The sequence below is a fragment of the Halomonas sp. AOP22-C1-8 genome (assembly GCF_052378905.1).
In the GTDB taxonomy this organism is placed as follows: domain Bacteria; phylum Pseudomonadota; class Gammaproteobacteria; order Pseudomonadales; family Halomonadaceae; genus Vreelandella; species Vreelandella citrativorans.
Window position 1 is genome coordinate 1 of the sequence record NZ_JBQSYD010000029.1, and the last position, 21145, is coordinate 21145.

Here is a 21145-nt window from a genome sequence, read left to right on the forward strand (position 1 = left end):
CGAGCATCGAAAAGGTTTAGCCTTCGATAGGTGCGCGCCAATCGTCCGAGCCAGAGGTGCCGGCAACGGTGTGTTCCCAGTCAATCTTACGGTACGCCAAGGAGACGTCCATCAACTGGGTGAATTCTGACTTGTTAATGTCCTGAGCGTGCGGCATGCGCAGGTTGATATCAACAATAGTGGCATCCGTCAGTGACGTGGTGAAGAAGTGCTCTTGCTTGCCTTCCACAGAGGTGCGGTACCATTTCAGTGTCACATTGGGCAGCATCTCACCAGAGGCGAGAGCGTTATACATCAGTGGCACAGACTTGTTTAAAGCAACTGTGAAAACGAAGGGTTTGTGGGCGCGCTGACCGGAAGGCTGGCCTGACTGCGGGTCAGTTGGCACAGTGACGACATGCTTGAACTCTTGTACCAGCATTTCGTCTTCGTGGCCCTCAACGTAGATGTTGCCTACGGAATCAGGTGTAAAAGCACCGGCAGTGATGTTGCCCTGAGTTTGGCCTTCGATGCTGATATAACATGGTGTTGGCATAGTCTGCTCCTTGACGAAAAAGTGAATAATGTCCAGTGGACACGAATATAGAGAGCAAGTGCTATGCCATTATTTTTTTTGTTTATTATTCAAGGGCTTATTCATTTAGTTAGTTATGGTTAGGCAATGGTTCGCTTGTTTTCAAGCAACTACTTGCCTGCCTGGCAATAAATTGCTTGTTTTCGCGCTAGAAATAGGCATGTGCGTAACTTTGTGTATAAAAAGATTCTTTTTGTATCTTTGGGTAAGTAGTGTTGTTCGTGTTTGTTATTGGCTTGGCCTGTTTTACAGCTAAAAACAGCCTTGGCTTCCTCTTATTCTGTTTCCTTTCCATGAAGATTGCGCTTAAAAGTGGGTAATCATGTAAGCCATCACTGATAGTTTTTGTAAGATATTTCTTACAAGCGCCTTTTCTAAAAATATAATATTTAAGTCTTGCTCTAATATGCTGCGTTCTTCGCCGATAATCCGGTTAAATGGACGGTTTTTCACTGCCAGCGTTTTGTCTCCACTTTTTGGGGGCAGGTAGAGAATTTATCCCTGTTTCGCTAACGTTGCCTGATTGAGAATTGTTCACGGTTACATTAAGAAACTTCTTCCAGGGCGGAGTGACATGGCTAAACAAGGAACCGTTGCGCCTAAAGAGCGCATCAACATTAAGTACGTGCCAGCTACCGATGGCCAACAGGCTGAGACTGAGCTTCCGTTAAAATTGCTGGTTGTTGGCGATTTTAAAGGCGGCGAAGAAGAAACCCCTATCGAAGAACGCCAGGCTGTTTCGGTTGATAAAAACAACTTCCAGTCTGTTATGCGTGAAGCCGGGCTGACGCTTCAAGCCGCTGTGCCTAATCGCTTGGACGACAGCGACGAGCCGTCGGATATGGCGGTTGATCTCACCTTCAAATCGCTCGACGATTTCTCGCCAGATGCCATTGCCAAGCAAGTTCCCGAACTGCGTAAGCTGGTCGAGTTGCGCGAAGCCCTGGTAGCCCTTAAGGGGCCGTTGGGCAATGTCCCGGCATTTCGTGACCGTTTGCAGAAGCTTCTTGAGAACGATGATGCTCGCCAGCAACTTTTGAACGAGCTGGAACTGCTGGATACCGATAGCACGAGCGAATAACGGTTTATCGCAAGTAGCGCACCTATCAAACGGTAAAACGAATTCGAGGCACAGCAATGAGCAAAACGGCTAAGCAGCAAGCAGCAGTAACAGAAACAACAGAAGGTTCGCTTCTTGATCAGGTCATGGCCCAAACGCGGATGGCCCCGGCAGATGAAGGCTACGACGTTGCCAAGCAGGGTGTGGCTGCCTTTATAGCGGAGCTTTTGAACAGTAACGATGAAGCACCTACCGTCAATAAATCACTTGTTGATAGCATGATTGTTGAGCTTGATCGCAAAATTAGCCATCAAGTCGACGAAATTCTGCATGAACATGATTTCCAGCAGCTGGAATCTGCCTGGCGTGGTTTGAAGCTGCTCGTGGATCGCACTGATTTTCGTGAAAATATAAAATTAGACGTTCTACATGCAACAAAGCAGGAACTGCTTGAGGACTTTGAATTCGCCCCTGAAATAAGTCAAAGCGGTCTCTATCACCACGTTTATAACGCGGGATATGGTCAATTTGGTGGTGAACCTGTTGCCGGCATCATTGGGCATTACGATTTCACGCCTTCCACCCCGGACATGAAGCTTCTGCAGCACTCCGCAGCCGTAGGTGCAATGGCGCACGCTCCCTTCATGTCGTCGGTCGCGCCTTCCTTCTTCGGTATTGATAGCTTTGAAGAACTGCCTAACATCAAGGATTTCAAAGCTATTTTTGAAGGCCCGAAATACGCGCGCTGGCGCAGCTTGCGTGAGTCCGACGATGCACGCTACCTGGGATTAACGGCGCCACGATTTTTGCTACGTACGCCGTATGACCCTATTGAAAATCCGGTTAAAACTTTCAACTACCGCGAAACGGTTAGTGAAGATCACGAGCATTATCTCTGGGGCAACACCTCTTACCTGTTGGCCGAGCGCTTAACGGACAGCTTCGCTAAATATCGCTGGTGCCCCAATATTATTGGCCCGCAAAGTGGCGGTGCTGTCGAAAATTTGCCGGTGCACACTTATGAGGCTTTTGGCCAGCTACAAGCCAAAATCCCGACCGAAGTATTGATTACTGACCGGCGCGAGTTTGAGATGGCCGAAGAGGGCTTTATCTCACTAACCATGCGCAAAGGCAGTGACAATGCTGCTTTCTTCTCAGCTAACTCAGTGCAAAAGCCGAAGGTGTTTCCTAATACCGCTGAAGGTAAAGCGGCGGAAACAAACTTCAAGCTGGGTACACAGCTTCCCTACATGTTCATCATTAACCGCTTGGCGCATTACATCAAAGTGCTGCAGCGTGAGCAGATTGGTTCCTGGAAAGAGCGCCAGGATCTTGAACGCGAACTTAACGCATGGATTCGCCAATACGTAGCTGATCAGGAAAACCCGCCATCCGATGTGCGCAGCCGCCGTCCGCTGCGTGCCGCCTCGATTCAAGTATCCGATGTTGAAGGCGAGCCAGGCTGGTACCAGGTCTCAATGGCAGTACGCCCGCATTTCAAATATATGGGGGCAAATTTTGAGCTATCACTGGTCGGACGTCTCGACAAGGAATAAAGGGCTGGCGAAGTCATGGCAACTGGCAGTAGTAGCTTGTTAAGTAGTCGGTTGTTTGAACGCCTTGCTGCACCCCATCAACCTGCGACTCTTAAAGAAGAGGAGCGGTTGATGGAGGTGGTCGAGTCGATCAAACGTCACTTGGTTGAATTGCTTAATAGCCATCCAGGCAACAGCCCCTGCGCGCCTGAACTGGGCCTGCTTGATTTCAATGACGCCACCATTGGTGTGCTGGACCTGGAACTCAACATCCAGCAGGCCATTCGCCAATGCATTGAACAATTTGAACCGCGTGTAAAGTGGGTTGATGTCGAGTCGCTGCCCAATTCCGGCGACCCGTTGCAGCTGCATTTTCAGGTTCATGCAACGGTAGCGTTAGGCAGGGACAGTGCGCTCACCACTATAGATCTACTGTTAAACAACAAGCGTTATCAGTGTCTCAATTGATGGACCCAAGGGGCACTCATGCTCAACCGTTATTATCGCGATGAACTCAATTTCTTAAAACGCCAGGGACGCGAGTTTGCTGAAGCAAACCCGAGCCTGAGCCGGTTTCTGTCTGAACGAAGCACGGACCCGGACGTTGAGCGGTTGCTTGAGGGCTTTGCATTCCTGACCGGGCGCATGCGAGAAAAAGTGGAAGATGAGTTCCCGGAACTTACTCACTCATTGATCAGCATGTTGTGGCCGAACTACTTGCGGCCCGTGCCAAGCATGACCGTTGTGCAGTTCACGCCCATGTGGCACTCCTTGAGCCAGCATCAGCAGGTGAGCCGGGGAACCGAGCTTGCCAGTAACGCTGTTGAAAACACGTCTTGTCAGTTTCGTACCTGTCATGACGTTAGGCTTTATCCGCTGGAGCATGCAGGTGTAGAGGCGCGGCACACGCGTGAAACCTCACTCGTCGAGCTAGCGATGGATGTACAAAGTGACCAGCCCATGAACGAAATGGGGATAACGTCACTGCGTTTGCACTTGGGAGGCGATACTTACACAGCGCGCACGCTTTATTTGTGGATGAGCCATTACCTTTCACGTCTTGAACTCGACATTGATGGGAACCGCCAAACGCTTCCTGCCAGTGCGCTGAAGGCCGTGGGGTTTGAGCGTGAGCAGGCATTGCTACCCTATCCGAGCAATGTGCACCAGGGGTATCGCATACTGCAGGAGTATCTCTGTTTTCCAGAGGCGTTCCACTTCTTTGATGTGCTGGGGCTGGATCAGGCGCTACCGGCAACACCTGCACAACGGGTCACGCTTCGGTTTGTCTTTGCGCGACCGTTGCCTACGGATGCTCGTCTCCAAAACGAGCACCTGGCGCTTTACTGTACGCCTGCCATTAATCTTTTTGAACACGATGCAGAGCCTATCGACCTGACAGGCGAGCGTAGCGAGTACCGCATTAGGCCCAGTAGCAAGGCGCCCTCGCATTATGAAATATTCAGCGTGGATAATGTGTCAGGCCGCCTGGAAGGCGAGCAAAGTAGCTCGCAGACCGTTTCGCGGCGATATGTTCCCTTTGAGAGTTTTCAGCATCAGATTGAACGGGATAGAGGGCGCCAAGCGCTTCACTTTCGTGTGCGTGTTGGCAATAGCCTGCGCAGCGATGGGTTTGATCACGATATTGCGTTTATACGTGAGGATGAGCAGGAGTGCCTGGGGCGCCGGGAAACCGTTTCTCTTGCGCTGACCTGTTCCAATCGGGAACTGCCAGAGCAGCTAACCGTTGGCGATATATGTGTCGGCACGGAAAAAAGCCCCTCGTTTGCCACGTTTTCCAATATTACCCGGCCCACTCCCGTGCTTCGGCCAGCCATCGACGATGGGTTGTTATGGATACTGATTTCAAACCTGTCGCTTAACTATCTTTCGCTGCTCAATCGCGATGCGCTGTGTTCGGTATTGAGAGCGTATGACTTCCGCGCCCTGGTTGATCGTCAGGCCGAGCGCATTGCCCAAAAGCGTTTGGCAGGCATTATCAGTATCGACACACAGCCGGTTGATCGTCTTCGTAAAGGCCTACCGGTGCGCGGTTTGCGCTCCGTCATGACGCTTGATCAGGATGCGTTCGGCGATGAAGGCAGTTTGTACCTGTTTGGCAGCGTGCTCGCCCGCTTCTTATCACTTTACGCCAGCATTAATTCGTTTCACGAGTTGCAGGTCATTAATCGCCATAACCAGGAACGCTACGTATGGAGCCTACAGGAAGGGCAACAGCCACAGATGTAGCGTTGGCACCCCTGATTCAAAAGGCGCGCCGCTACGAGTTTTTTCAACTGGTCGAACTGCTGCACCGGCATCACGAAGATGATCAGGAGCAGCGCCATGGTGAGGGCGTGCCTTCTTTTCAACGGGTGCGCTACAAGGCCTCATCCTCGCTCGGTTTTCCGGGAAGCGATGTGTTGGCACTGGGCATTGGTGAGCGTGGCCAGTATGAGATGGAAGTGAGTTTCCTGGGGCTGCAGGGGGCGCAATCTCCGTTACCCAGCTACTACCTGGAGGCACTGGCGCATGAGTCTGCGCATCAGGAGGGCGTGGCAGGCGACTTTTTGGATTTTTTCAATCATCGCCTGTTGACCCTGATGCATCAGAACTGGCGGAAGTATCGTCACTACGTGCGCTATCAGGACAATGCGCGGGATGGCTTTTCAGCAGCCGTCTTTGCATTGGTGGGGCTTGCCGACAGTGACCTGCGCGGCGAGACCTCCATCAACTGGAGCAAGATGCTGGCTTATGCGGGGCTTCTGGCAGGTCGCTCACGCTCGCCGGATGTGGTCACTGGTATCGTCAGCCACTGCTTTGACTTGGCCAGTGTGGACATCGAGGAGTGGGTTCACCGTTGGGTGGAGATCCCGCTGAACCAGCGTAGCCGTATGGGAATGACGGGAATGACGCTGGGTGAGGACATGGTCGCAGGCGAGCGTGTGGCCGATGTAAAAGGCAAATTTGCGCTGTGTCTGCGTGGCTTGACCCTGGAGCGTTTCCGAGACTTTCTGCCCGATGGGGAAGAGCATCAACCGCTAAAGACGTTGGTTAGCTTTGTACTGCGAGAGCCGCTCGCCTATGACCTGGAGCTTGAGCTGCTGGAAAGTGAGGTTAAGCCCATGCGCTTGGGTGATGGTGGATCATGTCAGTTGGGCTGGACAACGTTTGTAGACCCTGATGGTGACGATACCTCTACGCGTCGCCGTGTACGCATTCAGATGATGAGTTAACGCATGCAAGTCGATCCGTTTGACGCCGTGACCTTAGTGGTTATGAACAGCGAACAGCTGGAAGGCCGTTCGTCCAGTAGCTATGTCTTCCAGGGGGAGGGAGGAACGCTTGGCAGCAGTGATTACGATGACTGGCTGCTACAGGACCACGCCGGAAAAGTGCGCCCTCAGCATGCCGAGATTACCAGGATGGATGGCAAGTTTTGTCTGATTGACTCAAGCGGCCACACGTATATCAATCGCGCCACGCTGCCGGTAGGGCGCAATCGTAAAGTTGCCCTGCGCGATGGTGATGAGCTGACGATTGGCGTCTATCGCCTGAAAGTACACTCAGGCGACCGGCACGCCTGGCAGCCTGGGGTCCATTCGCTCACCACGCTGATTGATGAAGAGCAAGACGACGTCACGGCGCATGAACATGCCGCTTGGCCGGTGGGAAGTAGGCAGGAGCGGCAACACCCTACTCAGCAGGAAGACCCTATAGATGCGTTAGGCGGTGTTGTGCCCGGGGCCATGCAGCATGACCCCATGGTCGCGCTTGATAAGGAGGCCGCGCCACCCTCCACGTTGGAGCCATTGGATGCGAATCCCGGCTCGTACCGTAGCCACACCAACGAGTGGCCACAGAAAGAGCATCGCGATGACGCGGTGCGCCTTCCCGATATCAAACCCTTGAATGGCACGACAAAACAGAGGAGCAGTGGCATGGATGAACGGCAGCTAAACGACTTGGAGCGCTCTGTTGGCGAACAGTTAGAAGATCGCTGGCAGCAGCCAACCACTCAGGCGCTTGGTCATATAGGTGCCGACCCGTTGCTGAGAGGGTTAGGGCTTGATCTGCCTTTTCGAAATAGCGAAGAACAGCAGGCGTTCCTGGAAGAGGCGGGCCATACGCTACGCGCTACTATCGATGGTCTCCGGTTACTGCAACAGAGCCAAAACGATAGCAAGTACCCGCTTCGCGACCGGCGTTTGCAGCCTATTGAAGATAATCCTATCCGGCTTGGCCTGTCGTTTGAAGAGACGGCAGAAACCATGTTCTCTGCACAACGCAGCCCCGTTCACCTGTCAGCCCCTGAAGCGGTTGCTGAAAGCCTGCGTCATCAAGGGCAGCATCAGGCAGCGGTTGAAGAGGCCATCGGCCAAGCGTTGGGTGCCATTTTGGACGCCTTCTCTCCCGAGGCGTTGCTCAAACGTTTTCACGCCTATCGAGGCGCTGGAAATCGCATTGAGAACGAAGATGGCTGGGCCTGGGAAATGTATCAGCACTATTACCGCGAGTTGAACTCTGGCCGTCAGCAGGGCTTTCAAAAGCTTTTCTGGGAAGTGTTTGAGCAAGGCTATGACCAGTCCGTACGCCGCCAGCAACGGGAGGGTGCATGAGCGCCTCAGGCCTGAGCATGACGCTAATTCGCCTTGTCGGGCTGTTCTGCGTGCTTCTTCTGTTGGCCGGTTGTGCATCGACTCGGGAGGCTGCGGGTAAAACGTGGCAGGTAATGCGCGACCCCTCCATTCCCGTCGGCTACCCCGAAGAGCGCCCCACGACGGTGGATCTCAGCATGGTGGCCGAGCCCAACATGAACCCCAATGTGGAAGGCGATGGCGCGCCGCTACGTTTTCAGGTGCTACAGCTGAAAGATGACTCCATGTTGATGGCTGCGGACTTAAGCCAACTGCAGGAAGACCTGGAGGGAGCGCTGGGCACGAATTACCTGACCCATGACGACTTTACCTTGCTGCCGGGCCAGTGGAAGTTCTATGAACCGTTCGCGGTTGATGAGGAAACACGCTACATCGGGCTAATTGCTTTTTATGCCACGCCTAACGAGGCGGAATGGAAAAAAGTCGTGAAAGTAACCAGCAGTGGAGAGCATTACCACCTGTTGGTTCACCTCCGTGACAATGAAGTTGAGCTAAGGAAGGAGGAGTAATGGCTAGCCGGAATCGAGTGGTATGGAGCGAAGGCCTGTTTATCAAGCCACAGCACTTCCAACAGCAGCAACGCAGCCTTGAAGGGCTGTTGGACACGCGTCTAAAAGGGGTCAGCCACTACCTTTACGGGTTTTTGTCCCTTGAGTTGAATAACGAATTTCTAAGCTTTGGGCGGGTAGCGATCAGTCGGGCCAGCGGTGTCATGCCTGATGGCGTGGCCTTTCATTTGCCTGTCGACGATGTCGAGCCAACGCCGCTTGAAATTGATGATGCAAGCATCACCAACCAGGTCGTCTATCTTGGCTTGCCGCTGGCAACCGATGGGGTGGGCGAGGTGCGCTGGCCAGGCGATGATCTTCCTGCCCGTTATCGTCACGCATCGCGTAGCGTACGGGACCTTCACTCACAGGATGGCGCCACCGCCGAACTTGAGGTCGCCAGGGTGTCGCCGCGCTTACTGCTGGAGCGTGATGACCGCAGTGGCTATGCCTGCCTTGCCGTGGCGCGCATCGTTGAGCGTCGGCCCGACGGTAGCCTGGTGCTGGATGAACAGTTCCTGCCCACCCTGCTAAACGTGCAAGCGGCGCCAGGGTTACAGCGCTTTGTGGGCGAAATGGCGGGCCTGATGCGCGAACGCGCTCGTAATATCGCCCAGAGGCTTTCTACGCCCCACCAGGCAGGCGTTGCGGATGTGGCTGATTTTATGCTCCTTCAGCTGCTTAATCGTGCTCAGCCTCGCTTCCAGCATCTGGCGCGTTTGGGACAGCTGCATCCTGAGCGTCTCTACGACACCATGCATGAAATCGCCTGTGAGCTGGTGACCTTTACGGATGAGTCCCGGCTGCCGCCCGAATGCCCGGCCTACGACCATGATCACCCCGAACGGGCCTTCAAGCCGTTGATGAAAATGCTGCGCCAAGCGCTTTCTACCGTGCTTGAACCACGGGCAGTGGCTATCCAGTTGCAGTCACGCCGCTTTGGCCTGCTGGTCGCACCGCTTTCTGATCTCAGCCTGATCGAATCTGCCGAGTTTATCCTTGCCGTGCGCGCTGACATGCCCAACGAGCGCCTGCGCAAGCTGTTTCTTCAGCAAACCAAAGTCGCCAGCGTCGAGCGGATCCGTGATCTGATTAGCCTGCAATTGCCCGGCATACCGCTTGAGCCGCTGCCGGTGGCACCTCGCGAGCTGCCTTATCACGCAGGCTACACCTACTTCCAGTTGGACCGCCAAAGCGAAGCGTGGGGAATGCTTAACGGTGCCAGCGGCTTTGCGTTCCACGTGGCCGGGGAGTTTCCGGGGTTGGAAATGCAGTTCTGGGCGATCAGGAGTTAAACCATGCAACATCTTGTCACTGATGGGCAACGCTCGACGCGTGGGGTTGCCGCGCCGCAAAAAATGCGCCACGAGGACCTCATTAACGAGCGAGGGTTAGAGCACCTCATTCATAGCCATGCAGAGCAGCTGGACGCTGACGAGGACTACTGGTTCCGGCTGCGCGGGCATAACCTGAACCCCTTGGTAGATGCTGCCAGCAGCCTGTTAGGCATGGTGGTTAGAGTTCGCCAACTTGATAGCGCGAGCGATATCGAGCGTCTTTACCGCCAAGTGGTGGATGAAATTGCGGCTATTGAGATCGAACTGACCGAGCAGGGCTATGATCGCGCCACGCTGCTTGCCTACCGCTATGTGCTTTGCTCCTTTATCGACGAAGCGGTGATGGGTATGCCTTGGGGGCGGCAAAGCAAGTGGGCCGAACACTCGTTGTTAACCCGGTTTCATAACGAAACATGGGGAGGCGAAAAAGTGTTCTCCATTCTGGCGCGCCTGCAGCAAGAGCCTCAGCGCTATCGCGACATGCTGGCCTTTATCTACCTGTGCCTGTGTCTTGGGTTTGAAGGCCGTTATCGCGTCATGTCCCATGGCCGCGATGAATATGAACAGATTGTTCGCGCACTAGGCGACCAGCTCTCCTCTCTGGAACAACCCGCTGAAGACACACTGACTCAGCCGCTTAAAAACGTGGTGCAGGGCCGCTCTCAGCGCACGGGTAGTTTTCCGACCTGGGGAATCTTTGCGCTCTTCGGCATCGCCATGGTGGCTGTTTATCTAGGGTTCTCATGGTCGCTTGATCAGCAGGCCGAACAGATTACGACGCTTCTTAACCAACTTTATCGCTAGGAGATACCATGCTCAGGGTAGAGCTACCGGCGCTTATTGACCGCCTTAATACGATTGCTCGCCAAGGGCTTGAGCAAGCGGCCGTGCTGTGCGCGCAGCAGCAGGCGCCTGAGGTTACCGCCGGGCATTTGCTACAGGCGATGCTTGATCAACCCCTATGCGATGTACGCTGTATCTGTGAAGACCTTGAGGTCGATACCGCTGCCTTGCGTGCCCAGTTGGCAGAAGAAACGCGTCCGCCGCGCAATCTGGAGGTGGCAACCCCCAGCTTTTCACCGTTGTTGGTCGAACTGCTCCAGGATGCGTGGCTACTGGCATCCACCGAGTACCAGCATCAGACGCTGCGTAGCGGTGCCGTCTTTACTGCTCTTTTGCATAACCCGGAGCGCTATCTTGGCGCGGGTTCAGTGCGTTTGCTTGCCGAGATTAACCGGGAAAACCTGCGCCGCCACCTTAACCGCTTGACGGCTGATTCGGCAGAGGCGCCTCAGGAAGCGAGTGCCAGCACTCAGCGTGTAGGCACGCATGGCTCTGGCGATGATAGTGCGCTTGCGCGCTTTGCGACCTCACTCACGGAGCAGGCACGCAAGGGTGAACTCGACCCTGTACTTGGCCGGGACCCTGAAATTGACCAGATGCTCGATATTCTCGGGCGTCGGCGTAAAAATAACCCTATTGTGATTGGCGATGCGGGGGTCGGCAAAAGTGCGGTGGTAGAAGGGCTGGCTGCACGTATTGTGGCAGGCCAGGTGCCTACCGCGCTGGCAGGTATAGAGCTATTGACGCTGGACCTCGGCGCTTTACAAGCGGGTGCTGCGGTCAAAGGCGAGTTTGAAAAACGCCTTAAGGCGGTGATTGATGAAGTTAAAAACGCCCCGTGCCCCACGCTACTGTTTATCGACGAAGCGCATACGCTGATTGGTGCCGGTAATCAGGAAGGTGGTGGCGATGCGGCCAATTTATTGAAACCGGCGCTGGCGCGTGGCGAGCTACGCACGATTGCCGCGACGACCTGGCGCGAGTACAAAAAGTACTTTGAGAAAGACCCGGCGCTTTCACGCCGCTTCCAGCCCGTCGCGCTTTCCGAGCCCAGCGTCGACCAGGCCTTGGTCATTCTACGCGGATTACGAGACGTGTATGAGCGTGCCCACGGCGTACTGGTCGGCGACAGCGGTCTGCGTGCGGCGGCGTCTCTTTCTGCCCGCTATTTGGCCGGTCGTCAATTGCCTGATAAAGCCATTGATGTACTGGATACGGCGTGTACACGATTGGCGCAAGCACTGGATACGCCGCCGCGCAAATTAAGTCACCTGCAAAGCGAGCACACCGCCGCCCTGCGCGAGCGCGATCACCTGACTCGCGAACAGTTACTGGGCCGTGAACCAGATTCCTCGATGAGCCAAGCGCTTAACGAGCGTTTGATGTCGCTTGAAGCTGAACTCGCCACGCTTGAAGCCGCTTGGCACGAGCAGCGTGAATGCGTTGATGCGATTGTGACCCTGCACCGCCAACTGTTGGATGCCGATGGCGTCTATGACAGCGATCAAAACGACGATCAACATGCTGAACTTGCCGAGCGTGAACAACAGCTGGCGCGACTGCAGCAGTCTCATGCGCTGGTGAATCCAAGCGTTGAAGAGGCCCAGATCGCTCAAGTCATTGGTGACTGGACGGGCGTACCGGTTGAGCGGATGACCAGCGATGAGCTGACGCGTTTGACCGAACTCCCCGCTCACTTGGGCGAACAGATTCAAGGCCAGAACACGGCGATCGAACGTATTCACCGCCACCTGCTGACGGCGCGTGCCGATTTGCGTCGTCCGGGTCGCCCGTTAGGTGCTTTCCTGCTCGTTGGCCCGAGTGGCGTGGGTAAAACGGAAACCGTGGTACAGATTGCCGACCAGCTGTACGGCGGTCGCCAGTTCCTGACCACTATCAATATGTCTGAGTATCAGGAAAAGCACACGGTTTCACGGTTGATAGGTTCTCCTCCTGGCTATGTAGGGTTTGGCGAAGGCGGGTTACTGACCGAAGCGATACGCCAGCGCCCTTACTCGGTGGTCCTGTTGGACGAAGTTGAGAAAGCCCACCCTGATGTGCTGAATCTCTTCTACCAGGCGTTCGATAAAGGCGAGCTGGCCGATGGCGAAGGGCGACTGATCGATTGTAAAAACGTACTGTTCTTCCTCACCTCTAACCTGGGCTACGAAGCGATTGTGGCCCACGGGCAGAATGCCGCAGCACTGGATGCGGCGCTTTATCCCGTGCTTGCCGAGTTTTTCAAACCGGCTCTGCTGGCGCGCATGGAAGTGGTGCCTTACTTGCCGCTGGATAGCGATACGCTGCGCGACATTGTTAAAGCCAAGCTCAATACCCTGTCAGCCCGTATCCGTGAGCGTCATCGTCAGGCGGATGTGGTGCTGGAAGAGGCCTTGGCCGAGGCGATATGTGCACGTGCCACACGCAGTGAAAACGGCGCTCGTATGTTGGAATCAGTGATCGATGGTGAGCTGTTGCCGCCGCTTTCCAAGGCACTGCTTGAGCGCATGGCGCGCCGCGAGTCGGTTTCCAGCGTAGTGCTGGGCGTCGACGCGCAAAGCGGCACCTTCACGGCAGAGGTTGCCTAGCCCATGACGGAGCCTGCTGTTCCCACTACCGCTGGTTCGGCGCTATCGGCTGAGCTTTCGGCCATGCCGTTGGCGTTAACCCTGGTGGAGAGCCTCAGCGCTGCTGCTCTGCGTCAGCGCTCGGCCACGCTCTTGCAGCGCCACCTTGGGCTGGCGCTCGCGGAGTGCCTTTACATTGATGGGAGTGGGCGCTGGTTGGGTCGAGATGTCGGCGAGGACCAGTTCGACTGCGGCGACTTTCATCATCCCTATGCGCATGTTATTCGCAGCGGCAAGCCGCTGCTGCTTAGCATTGCTGATGCACGCATTCGCTTGGATCATCCCGGCTTCCAGTCCCAGGTGGCATCGCTAGGCGCTTCACTGCATCTTCACATTCGGCCACTGCGTGGAGGGCAAAGCGGGCGTGAATGGTTGGGAGTAATCGTGCTGGCGGGTACGCAAGCACGGTTGAAGGTGCTCGCTGAAGATCCCGGCATGGCAGCGTTTGAAGGGCTTCTGTGTCGGCTATGGACGCGACTTGCCAGAGAGCAGGGCGAGCGTCACCGCTCGCAGATATTGCAGGACTCCTTGACCAAACTGAACGATGGCGCGCGGCGTCAGGCGCTGGCTGATCGGCTAGCGGAGGATCTGCTCGGACACTCCAACGCCATGCAGGCACTGCGTCGGCATATCGTACGAGCGGCAGAGACAAACCTGGCGGTACTTTTGCAAGGTGAAACCGGTACCGGCAAGGATCGCGTAGCGCGCGCCATGCACCAGCTTTCGGCGCGCGCTGAAGGCTCCTTTATGGCGATCAATTGCGCCGCCATCCCTGAAACGCTGCTGGAGTCTGAATTGTTTGGGCATGGTAAGGGCGCGTTCTCGGGGGCTGAGCATGCTCGAGAAGGGCTTATCAGTCAGGCTGATGGCGGTACGTTGTTTCTCGATGAGATCGGGGATATGCCGCTGGCGCTGCAAGCCAAGCTGTTACGCGTACTCGAAAGCGGTCGCTACCGCCCGCTGGGAGAAAACGAGGAGCGCTGCGCTGACCTGCGTGTGGTGGCTGCCACGCACCAGCCACTGCGTGAACAGATCAAGGAACAGCGATTTCGTGCGGACCTTTACTACCGGCTAGGTCAGTTTCCGATCACCCTGCCGCCCCTGAGCGAGCGCCGGGATGATATCGCCCAGCTAGCACAATCCTTTATTACCGATTTCTGCGCCCGAGAGGGGCGCGACGAAATGGGAATTACCCCAGCGGCCCTGCGCCTGCTTTATCGTCGGGAGTATCCGGGCAACGTCCGTGAGCTTAAAAACGTGATTGATTACGCCTGTGCGATGACACCTCACGATGCAGACATTGATACGTACCTGCTGCCCGGCGAGCAAGGTGGCTTTTTAACCGGCAGCGGTTTGGAAGAAACGCCGCCACCTGGCGAAGACGCTACGCTGGCACTGCCCAACGACATTGTTGATCTTCGCCAAGCGATGCGCGATATCGAATCCATCATTATTCGTCAGCGATTGAATCGCTTTGGTGGTAATCGTGCGCAAACGGCGCAAAGCCTTGGGCTGCCCAAGCGAACTCTGGCTCATAAATGTCAGCTACTGGAACTGGATATTAAATGAACGCGATGCTGCTAAAACGCCAGTGGACCATCGGTGGCTTGCTGATGCTCTGCCTGTTGGCCTGTACGCCTTCAAAGGCAGATGAACAAAGTGCATTGCTTAAGAGCGCTCAAACCTGTGCGGAAGATACCTCGCGCCTGGAGCGGCTGAATTGCTATGACGCGCTTTTTCTGGAGGCAAATCTCAGTGTTGGTGAAAACGAACTGCCCGCGCTCTGGCGAGCCATTGAGCGTCAGGAGTCGGCCCGGCCTGATGACAACGTTGGGCTGATAGTGAATGAATCCGGTGAGAGCGTGCTGATCAGCGTGCCCGCACTGGGAACGACACCACCCAGGCCCATCATGGTGGTGGCCTGCGAAAGGCTGATCACTCGTTTCCAGCTACATCTTCCCACGCCTATCAGCGGTGCCCGAGTGGACCTGCAGATCACAGGAAACGGGCGTGCAGTGCAGCAGCAGTGGCGCATACGCGACGGTGGCCGGGTCGTTAGTGGTGGGCGAGGGCTACCTGCCATCGACACGCTGCGCCAATTGCTTGATGCCAATGAAGTCACGCTGCGCAGCGATATAAAAGAACTGGATGGGCTGCGTTTTAACGTGGCGGGGCTGCGCCAGGAAATTGCCCCGCTACGCGAAGCGTGCCGCTGGTAAGGAAGGTTTTATGCGTATTACTGCCGAGTCACAACTAGCCCCCTTACTGGCACCCTTGGCCGCCAATGCTGAGGGGGAGCAGGTGGGCGTTCCCGTTGAAGATAGCAATGACTATCTGACGCTGGATGAGGAAATGATGAAGATAGGTTCGCTCCAGCACGCAACGGTGGAGTGGGACGTCGCCGAGGCGCTGGCCATCCGTATGCTGAGCGAGCGAGGCAAGGACCTAAAAGTACTGGGGCATTTGATGCACTGTATGCAGCACGGTAGTAGCGGCGTGCGCTTTGCACTCTCGCTTCGTTTGCTTGCCCGGAGTATTGCCCAGCCCTGGTGGGAGCACGCTTACCCGTTTGCAGGAAAACGCGGCGCCAAGATGCGCCCCAGGCTGTTTCAGCAGTTAATCCAGCGCAGCGTCAAACTCGTATCAACGCTCGATTTTCACAATGCCGATGATGAGTTTGAAGCGTGCCAATCCTCGCTAAAAGAGCTTGAGCATCAGGTGGCCGAGAAGTCGCTTCCGGACGAGGCGGTTGCCGAATTAAGCCGCCAGTTAAACGCCAAGCGGCCCACTCAACAGCCTGCGCAAGCCGCTTCTCAAGCGCCTTCTCAAGAGTCATCCGGGCAGGCAGCAGGGCAATCTGCTGGCCGCCAGGAGCAGGCCACCACCACGCCTTCAGCGGCCAAGGCGCCTGAGCTTCGCCTGGAGGCGGGAAACGAGCGTTCTAACCGTCAAGCGCTGCTCAAGATGGCGGAGTTTTTAGGCGAGCAATCGCCAGGAGAACCCTTAGCCTACCGCCTGCGCCGTTATGCGGTATGGAGCACGATTCAAGCGCTGCCCGCCGCCAAGGAGAACGGCAAAACTGAACTTGCGCCGGTGTCGGCTGATCGTGTCGCTGATTATCGTGAGGCGCTAGCCAAGGGGGGAGACAACGAGCTTTGGCAGCGTATCGAAAATAGCCTGGCGCTAAGCCCCTATTGGTTGGAAGGGCATCGCCTGAGCGCCGGGCTTGCCAAGCAGCTTGGCCACACCCGCTGCGCGGAGGCGATCCGAGATGAAACACTGCGGTTTGTAGAGCGCTTGGCGGGTATCGAGGCGCTTACTTTTAACAGCGGCGCTTTGTTTGTTGATGAAGAAACGAAGCGCTGGCTATACAGCACCGAAAACAGCGGCGGCGCGGTTGGGGGTGGCGAGGCTTGGCATGCCGGGCTTGAAGAGGCGCGCGAAGCCGTGGAAAGCGGCGATATAGGCAAGGCGCTAAAGGTGCTTGATCAGGGCCTAAGCAGTGCCAGAACACCAAGGGAAAGTGCGTACTGGCGACTGGCCAGTGCTGATTTGCTGCATGAGACAGGGCTGGAAAGCCTGGCTCAGCAGCACTATCGCACGTTGCAGCAAACAGTAACTGCGCTTGCGTTAGAGCAGTGGGAACCCGCGTTGGTATCACGCTTGAACGCTGCGGTCCAAGAAACGCACTGATAACGGTCATCATTAAAGGGACGAGGGATAAGGCTAATGTGGTCAACCATAACGTCGAAGCTGAGCCGCTGGGTGCCTGGCTTGTCGCGGGCGCAAACAGCAAAAAATCGAGCCAATGCTCACGGCAATAAAGCCAAAGGGCTGCTGCGGCTATCCACGCTGCTATGGGCGCTACTGTTGGTTGTCCTGGTGGTCGCAATCTGGTGGTTGGGACCACGCTGGGAAGTGGGTGACATGATGCCTCTTGCCCCGCTGACCAACCGCCTGCTGGCAACGCTGGCGGTCGTAACGCTCGTTGCTGTTATATGGGGCGTACGTCTTGCCCGGCGGCTACGCAGCCTGGATGACGAGCGCCAGCAAGAAGAAGCGCGCCTGCAAGACCCGATTATGTCTCAGGTTGAGCGTCAGGAAACTTCTCTTAACCTTGCGCTCAACGAGATTTCCGACAGCCTGGGAGGCAGCAACAGCCGTTATCGCTTGCCGTGGTATTTGGTGATGGGGGTGGAAAATGCCGGCAAAACCAGCCTGATCAACCGCTCCGGCCAGAACTTTGCCCTCACCCATGTCATGAAAGCCTCGGGGCAGAGCAGTAAACAAGGCCAGCTGGGGTTCGATTGGTGGATTGGCGATAAGGCCGTACTGATTGACCCTGATGGCGAGCTGTTAACCCAAGGGGCAATGGAAGGAGGCGAGCCTCAAGAGCTTCAGCGCAGGCTGTGGGACCACTTTGTTGGCTGGCTGGAGCGTAATCGCCCCCAGCGCCCGTTGGATGGTGTCGTGCTGGTGCTGGATCTTGCACGACTAAGCCATGCTCAGGTTGCCGTTCGCAAAGCCTATGCCGCGCTTCTGCGCAGCCGATTACGCGAACTGATGGAGCGTCACGGCACTCGCCTGCCCGTTTACGTCACGTTCAGCAAGATGGATTTGCTGCACGGCTTTGATGATTTCTTTCGTCACTACTCTCGTGCTGCTCGCCGAGCGCCGCTGGGCTTTACGTTTACCCCTGCATCCATGGACACCCCGGGCAAGTGGGAAGCAGAGTTCGAGGCCGACTACGACGCCATGCTGGCGCGCCTGAACCAACTGATGCCTTCCATGCTTTCCGAGTGCCGCGACCGTGAAGAGCGTGAATCCGTCTTCCGTTTTGTGCGGCAACTGGCAGGGCTGCGCGAGGTGCTGTTTGGCTTTTTGACGGAGGCACTTTCCAGTGACCGCTTTTCAACCGCTGCCATGGTGCGTGGTGCCTACTTTACGTCGGTGTATCAGCAAGGCGTGCCGGAAGACCCGTTCGTGGATGCTGCTGCCCGGCGCTATGGAATGGATGACAGTGTTCAGCCTGCTCATCGGGCCACGCGCAGCGCGCTCTACTTTACCGAAGAGCTGTTCGATAAGGTTATTTACCCGGAGGCGGGGCTTGCCGGTGACAACGCCCGAGTTACTCAACGGCGCAGGCGCGTGCGCAAGGCAAGCCTGGCGGCATGCCTGGTGCTAGGGGTTATTCTGGTAGGCGGTTGGACGCATTTTTATCAGAAAAACAGCGTATCGCTCGCGGCGGTTGAGCAGCGAGCAGAAACCTTTTTGGCCACCCAGCCTGAAGCCTTCCAGAGTGATGATCCCACTGGTTTTGAACTACTGGACCCACTTGACCGGCTGCGCTATGCCCTGGAAACGTTCGACGGATACCGCACACATACGCCTTATTTAGCGGATATGGGGCTGTATCAGGGGCATGTCATTGGTGCCCAGGTGGAACGTGCCTATCTTGCCATGCTGGAGCGTCAGTTCCTGCCCGCGCTGATGATCGGCATCATGGACGATATGAACCGCGCCGAAGAGGGCAGTAACACGAAGCTTTCTCTATTGCGTGTACTGCGCATGATGTCGGATGCCAGTGGCCGTCAGCCGGAGCGCGTTGAGCGATTTATGGCCAACCGCTGGCAGGGGAGCTTTCCCCAGCAGGGCGAGGTTCAGCAGCGACTATTGATGCATTTGGACTACGCGCTGGAACATAGCGACCTTGAAGGCCGTATTGCCGAAGGCAGCCCGAGCGCCGAGCAGGCTATGGCCCCGCTTCAGGGAAGTATTGCCGCCTCTCAGCAGGAGTTGTCACGCCAGCCCATCGACGAACGGGTATACGCTGCCCTTAAGGCCGCCGGTAATCGTCAAGGGGAGCCGTTGGACCTACGCCGCAGCGTGGGCACGCTGTTCAACACCGTGTTTATGTCGCGTAACGATGACCCTGAAAATGTGCGCTTGCCGCATCTGCTCACCCGCGATGGCTTTGAGAACTACTTCCTACAAGAGCTTGACCGGGCGACGGAGCTTGCTCTGATTGATGTCTGGGTGCTGGGTCAGCGCGATAACATCAATTTCAGCGAAGCCGACCGGCAGCAGCTTCAGGTGGCCCTGCGTGAGCATTATGTAGGGGATTACCATGCCAGCTGGCGCGATGCCCTGCGTGATACCCAGCTAGTGCCACTGCCCGATATTCATCAGGCCATTGTGGTGGCAGATGCTCTGGTGGGCAGTCAGCGTCCGCTTGACAGGTTGTTGGCCGCGGTGGAACGCAATACCAGCCTCTACCCCGAGCTCCCCGACGATGACGAGCAGGCCCGTGAGGCGCTCCGCCAATCGCAGCGTTACCAGCTTGCGTTTGCCATTGAGCAGCCGTTCACGCCCATCAATCAGCTAAGCCAAGCGCGTAACAATAATCCCTCTTCGCTTGAGGAGATTAAAACGGCGGTAACCGCGTTGCGTGATTACTTGATGGAGATTGAGGAGTCGAGCAATACAGGGCGTGCCGCCTTCGTTAGCGTGCGTGACCGCCTGTCGCTGCGCGGTAATGACCCCATCTACAACCTGCAGCGCATTGCCGATAGTACGCCAGAGCCGGTGGGCCGCATGCTGCACAACCTGGCCGACCAGAGCTGGCAACTGATGATGGCCAGTGCCACGCGTCACCTTGAAAGCCAGTGGCTGGATGACGTGGTCGCGCCCTATCAGGAGCGCCTGGCAGGCCGCTACCCGCTGGCGCCTAATGCCAGCCAGGAAGTGGCGCTGAGCGATTTCGAGGACTTCTTTGCCCCGGGCGGCACGCTGGATACCTTCTACCAGGACAGCTTGCAGCCTTTTATCGAAGGTGCGCCTGAGTACCTGGTGGATGCCGAAGGTAATTCGCTGCTGCGCGACAGCCTGTACACCGCCATTCAGCAGGCCGAGCAGATCCGTCGCGCCTACTTCAGCCGCGACGGTGCGCTGGACGTGGAGTTTGCACTTGAACCCATCAGTCTTTCACCGGACAAGCGGCGCAGCGTGATCAGCGTCGATGGGCAACTGATCGAGTATGCCCACAGTGCTAGCCAGCGTGTGTCGATGATTTGGCCAAACGCGCTGCGCGGCGGCACCGAAAGCCGCATTACCATGGTGCCGAGCGAGGTAAACCGCTCACCGCGCAGCGTTACCCAGGATGGCGCCTGGGCGTGGTTTCGGCTACTGGAACAGGCCGATATTACCAGTGTAAGCGAGCGCGAACTTGAACTCAGGTTCAACGTTGACGGCGGTACCATGCGCTATCGCCTGTTTGCCAACGGCGCGCCCAACCCCTTCACGCGTCCGCTGGCGGCAGGCTTCCAACTGCCGTCTGCCCTTTACGCCGAGCGAGGTGGCAATGCTGACCAAACTTAAGCAGCTGTTTACCTCGGGCGGGGTAACGCCCGCCACACGCCAGCGTCATGGCGCAAAGCGCTCGCGCCCATTGGAGGATGCGCGCAACGAGGATATCGACAGCTTTATCGAGGCGGTGTACCACGCCGATGCAAAAGGCCACTCACCATGGGTGCTGCGCGATAAAAGCGTGCTCGACACGTTGCGTCGAGCGCTTGAATTCACCGTTAATCGCCAAGTGTGGATGCAGCGGGAAAATGGCCAGGTGGTGCACTGGCAGGGCCGCCTGCTAGCACTTCGTCATGGTGAAGGCCCACCGCTGGGTATGGTGCTTGTCTGTCGGCCTGATGACGAAGCCGCCTGGCAGCTCAAGTTTTTCTATATCAGCCGGGAGTGGAAGGGCAGTGGCCACGGTACCCGCCTGCTGATGGCGATACGGCGCAGCTTAAGTGGCGTACCACTGCAAACACGCCTGCCGCTGGCCTGCCATTCGGCCATCGACAGCCTGGAGGCGGCAGGCTTTACCCGTCAGCACGTGGATGCCCTGGAAGTGGCAAGTTACGAAGCCCCCGCTCAATGGGATGAGTAGCCCGCCAGCACGACAGCA

16 protein-coding genes are annotated in these 21145 nt (G+C 56.5%); 15 read left to right on the forward strand and 1 reads right to left on the reverse strand.

Going from position 1 to position 21145, the window contains the following annotated elements; genetic code table 11:
• Nucleotides 1–16: 16 nt before the first annotated feature.
• Complete coding sequence (locus ACT3TY_RS14495; RefSeq protein WP_193054737.1) at nucleotides 17–535, reverse strand: Hcp family type VI secretion system effector; 519 nt, start codon at nucleotides 533–535, stop codon at nucleotides 17–19.
• 613 nt (nucleotides 536–1148) lie between these two features.
• Between ACT3TY_RS14495 and tssB the strand changes: the two genes are divergently transcribed.
• From tssB to ACT3TY_RS14570, 15 genes are read left to right on the forward strand one after another with little or no spacing between them, the layout of a single operon-like run.
• Nucleotides 1149–1655, forward strand: coding sequence for a type VI secretion system contractile sheath small subunit (gene tssB, locus ACT3TY_RS14500; protein WP_192528346.1), 507 nt, complete (start codon nucleotides 1149–1151; stop codon nucleotides 1653–1655).
• A 56-nt stretch (nucleotides 1656–1711) separates the two neighbouring features.
• Nucleotides 1712–3190, forward strand: a complete 1479-nt coding sequence (tssC, locus tag ACT3TY_RS14505; RefSeq protein WP_087105291.1) for a type VI secretion system contractile sheath large subunit — start codon at nucleotides 1712–1714, stop codon at nucleotides 3188–3190.
• A 15-nt stretch (nucleotides 3191–3205) separates the two neighbouring features.
• On the forward strand, nucleotides 3206–3637 hold the full coding sequence (gene tssE, locus ACT3TY_RS14510) for a type VI secretion system baseplate subunit TssE (protein WP_192528347.1): 432 nt from the start codon (nucleotides 3206–3208) through the stop codon (nucleotides 3635–3637).
• Nucleotides 3638–3655: 18 nt separating this feature from the next.
• Entirely contained in the window at nucleotides 3656–5419 is a 1764-nt protein-coding gene (gene tssF / locus ACT3TY_RS14515; protein WP_192528348.1) for a type VI secretion system baseplate subunit TssF, read from the forward strand.
• Nucleotides 5383–6405: a type VI secretion system baseplate subunit TssG gene (tssG, locus tag ACT3TY_RS14520; protein ID WP_192528349.1), complete on the forward strand. Its 1023-nt coding sequence runs from the start codon at nucleotides 5383–5385 to the stop codon at nucleotides 6403–6405. The genes tssF and tssG overlap by 37 nt, the downstream gene beginning before the upstream one ends.
• A gap of 3 nt (nucleotides 6406–6408) precedes the next feature.
• Nucleotides 6409–7788 (forward strand): type VI secretion system-associated FHA domain protein TagH, encoded by a 1380-nt coding sequence (gene tagH / locus ACT3TY_RS14525; protein WP_192528350.1) that lies wholly within the window; start codon nucleotides 6409–6411, stop codon nucleotides 7786–7788.
• A complete protein-coding gene (gene tssJ, locus ACT3TY_RS14530) occupies nucleotides 7785–8336 on the forward strand; it encodes a type VI secretion system lipoprotein TssJ (protein WP_192528351.1) in 552 nt (183 codons plus the stop codon). Before tagH ends, tssJ begins: the two co-directional genes overlap by 4 nt.
• Nucleotides 8336–9670, forward strand: a complete 1335-nt coding sequence (gene tssK / locus ACT3TY_RS14535) for a type VI secretion system baseplate subunit TssK (RefSeq protein WP_192528352.1) — start codon at nucleotides 8336–8338, stop codon at nucleotides 9668–9670. The genes tssJ and tssK overlap by 1 nt, the downstream gene beginning before the upstream one ends.
• 3 nt (nucleotides 9671–9673) lie before the next feature.
• A complete protein-coding gene (icmH, locus tag ACT3TY_RS14540; protein ID WP_192528353.1) occupies nucleotides 9674–10516 on the forward strand; it encodes a type IVB secretion system protein IcmH/DotU in 843 nt (280 codons plus the stop codon).
• An 8-nt stretch (nucleotides 10517–10524) separates the two neighbouring features.
• Nucleotides 10525–13143, forward strand: a complete 2619-nt coding sequence (tssH, locus tag ACT3TY_RS14545; RefSeq protein ID WP_192528354.1) for a type VI secretion system ATPase TssH — start codon at nucleotides 10525–10527, stop codon at nucleotides 13141–13143.
• A gap of 3 nt (nucleotides 13144–13146) precedes the next feature.
• A complete protein-coding gene (locus ACT3TY_RS14550; protein WP_444628724.1) occupies nucleotides 13147–14751 on the forward strand; it encodes a sigma-54 interaction domain-containing protein in 1605 nt (534 codons plus the stop codon).
• The gene (gene vasI, locus ACT3TY_RS14555) at nucleotides 14748–15401 is read left to right on the forward strand and encodes a type VI secretion system-associated protein VasI (protein WP_444628725.1); all 654 of its coding nucleotides are present in this window, start codon (nucleotides 14748–14750) and stop codon (nucleotides 15399–15401) included. Before ACT3TY_RS14550 ends, vasI begins: the two co-directional genes overlap by 4 nt.
• A gap of 10 nt (nucleotides 15402–15411) precedes the next feature.
• On the forward strand, nucleotides 15412–16875 hold the full coding sequence (tssA, locus tag ACT3TY_RS14560; RefSeq protein ID WP_444628726.1) for a type VI secretion system protein TssA: 1464 nt from the start codon (nucleotides 15412–15414) through the stop codon (nucleotides 16873–16875).
• A 36-nt stretch (nucleotides 16876–16911) separates the two neighbouring features.
• On the forward strand, nucleotides 16912–20559 hold the full coding sequence (tssM, locus tag ACT3TY_RS14565) for a type VI secretion system membrane subunit TssM (RefSeq protein ID WP_193054726.1): 3648 nt from the start codon (nucleotides 16912–16914) through the stop codon (nucleotides 20557–20559).
• Nucleotides 20543–21127, forward strand: coding sequence for a GNAT family N-acetyltransferase (locus ACT3TY_RS14570; protein WP_192528359.1), 585 nt, complete (start codon nucleotides 20543–20545; stop codon nucleotides 21125–21127). The genes tssM and ACT3TY_RS14570 overlap by 17 nt, the downstream gene beginning before the upstream one ends.
• Nucleotides 21128–21145 lie beyond the last annotated feature (18 nt).

Coding starts and splice junctions, on each gene's coding strand:
- tssM (WP_193054726.1), top strand. CDS start 16,912: ATGTGGTCAACCATAACGTCGAAGCTGAGCCGCTGGGTGCCTGGCTTG.
- ACT3TY_RS14550 (WP_444628724.1), top strand. CDS start 13,147: ATGACGGAGCCTGCTGTTCCCACTACCGCTGGTTCGGCGCTATCGGCT.
- tagH (WP_192528350.1), top strand. CDS start 6,409: ATGCAAGTCGATCCGTTTGACGCCGTGACCTTAGTGGTTATGAACAGC.
- tssH (WP_192528354.1), top strand. CDS start 10,525: ATGCTCAGGGTAGAGCTACCGGCGCTTATTGACCGCCTTAATACGATT.
- tssG (WP_192528349.1), top strand. CDS start 5,383: ATGGAGCCTACAGGAAGGGCAACAGCCACAGATGTAGCGTTGGCACCC.
- tssC (WP_087105291.1), top strand. CDS start 1,712: ATGAGCAAAACGGCTAAGCAGCAAGCAGCAGTAACAGAAACAACAGAA.
- tssJ (WP_192528351.1), top strand. CDS start 7,785: ATGAGCGCCTCAGGCCTGAGCATGACGCTAATTCGCCTTGTCGGGCTG.
- ACT3TY_RS14495 (WP_193054737.1), bottom strand. CDS start 535: ATGCCAACACCATGTTATATCAGCATCGAAGGCCAAACTCAGGGCAAC.
- vasI (WP_444628725.1), top strand. CDS start 14,748: ATGAACGCGATGCTGCTAAAACGCCAGTGGACCATCGGTGGCTTGCTG.
- tssA (WP_444628726.1), top strand. CDS start 15,412: ATGCGTATTACTGCCGAGTCACAACTAGCCCCCTTACTGGCACCCTTG.
- ACT3TY_RS14570 (WP_192528359.1), top strand. CDS start 20,543: ATGCTGACCAAACTTAAGCAGCTGTTTACCTCGGGCGGGGTAACGCCC.
- tssB (WP_192528346.1), top strand. CDS start 1,149: ATGGCTAAACAAGGAACCGTTGCGCCTAAAGAGCGCATCAACATTAAG.
- tssK (WP_192528352.1), top strand. CDS start 8,336: ATGGCTAGCCGGAATCGAGTGGTATGGAGCGAAGGCCTGTTTATCAAG.
- tssF (WP_192528348.1), top strand. CDS start 3,656: ATGCTCAACCGTTATTATCGCGATGAACTCAATTTCTTAAAACGCCAG.
- icmH (WP_192528353.1), top strand. CDS start 9,674: ATGCAACATCTTGTCACTGATGGGCAACGCTCGACGCGTGGGGTTGCC.
- tssE (WP_192528347.1), top strand. CDS start 3,206: ATGGCAACTGGCAGTAGTAGCTTGTTAAGTAGTCGGTTGTTTGAACGC.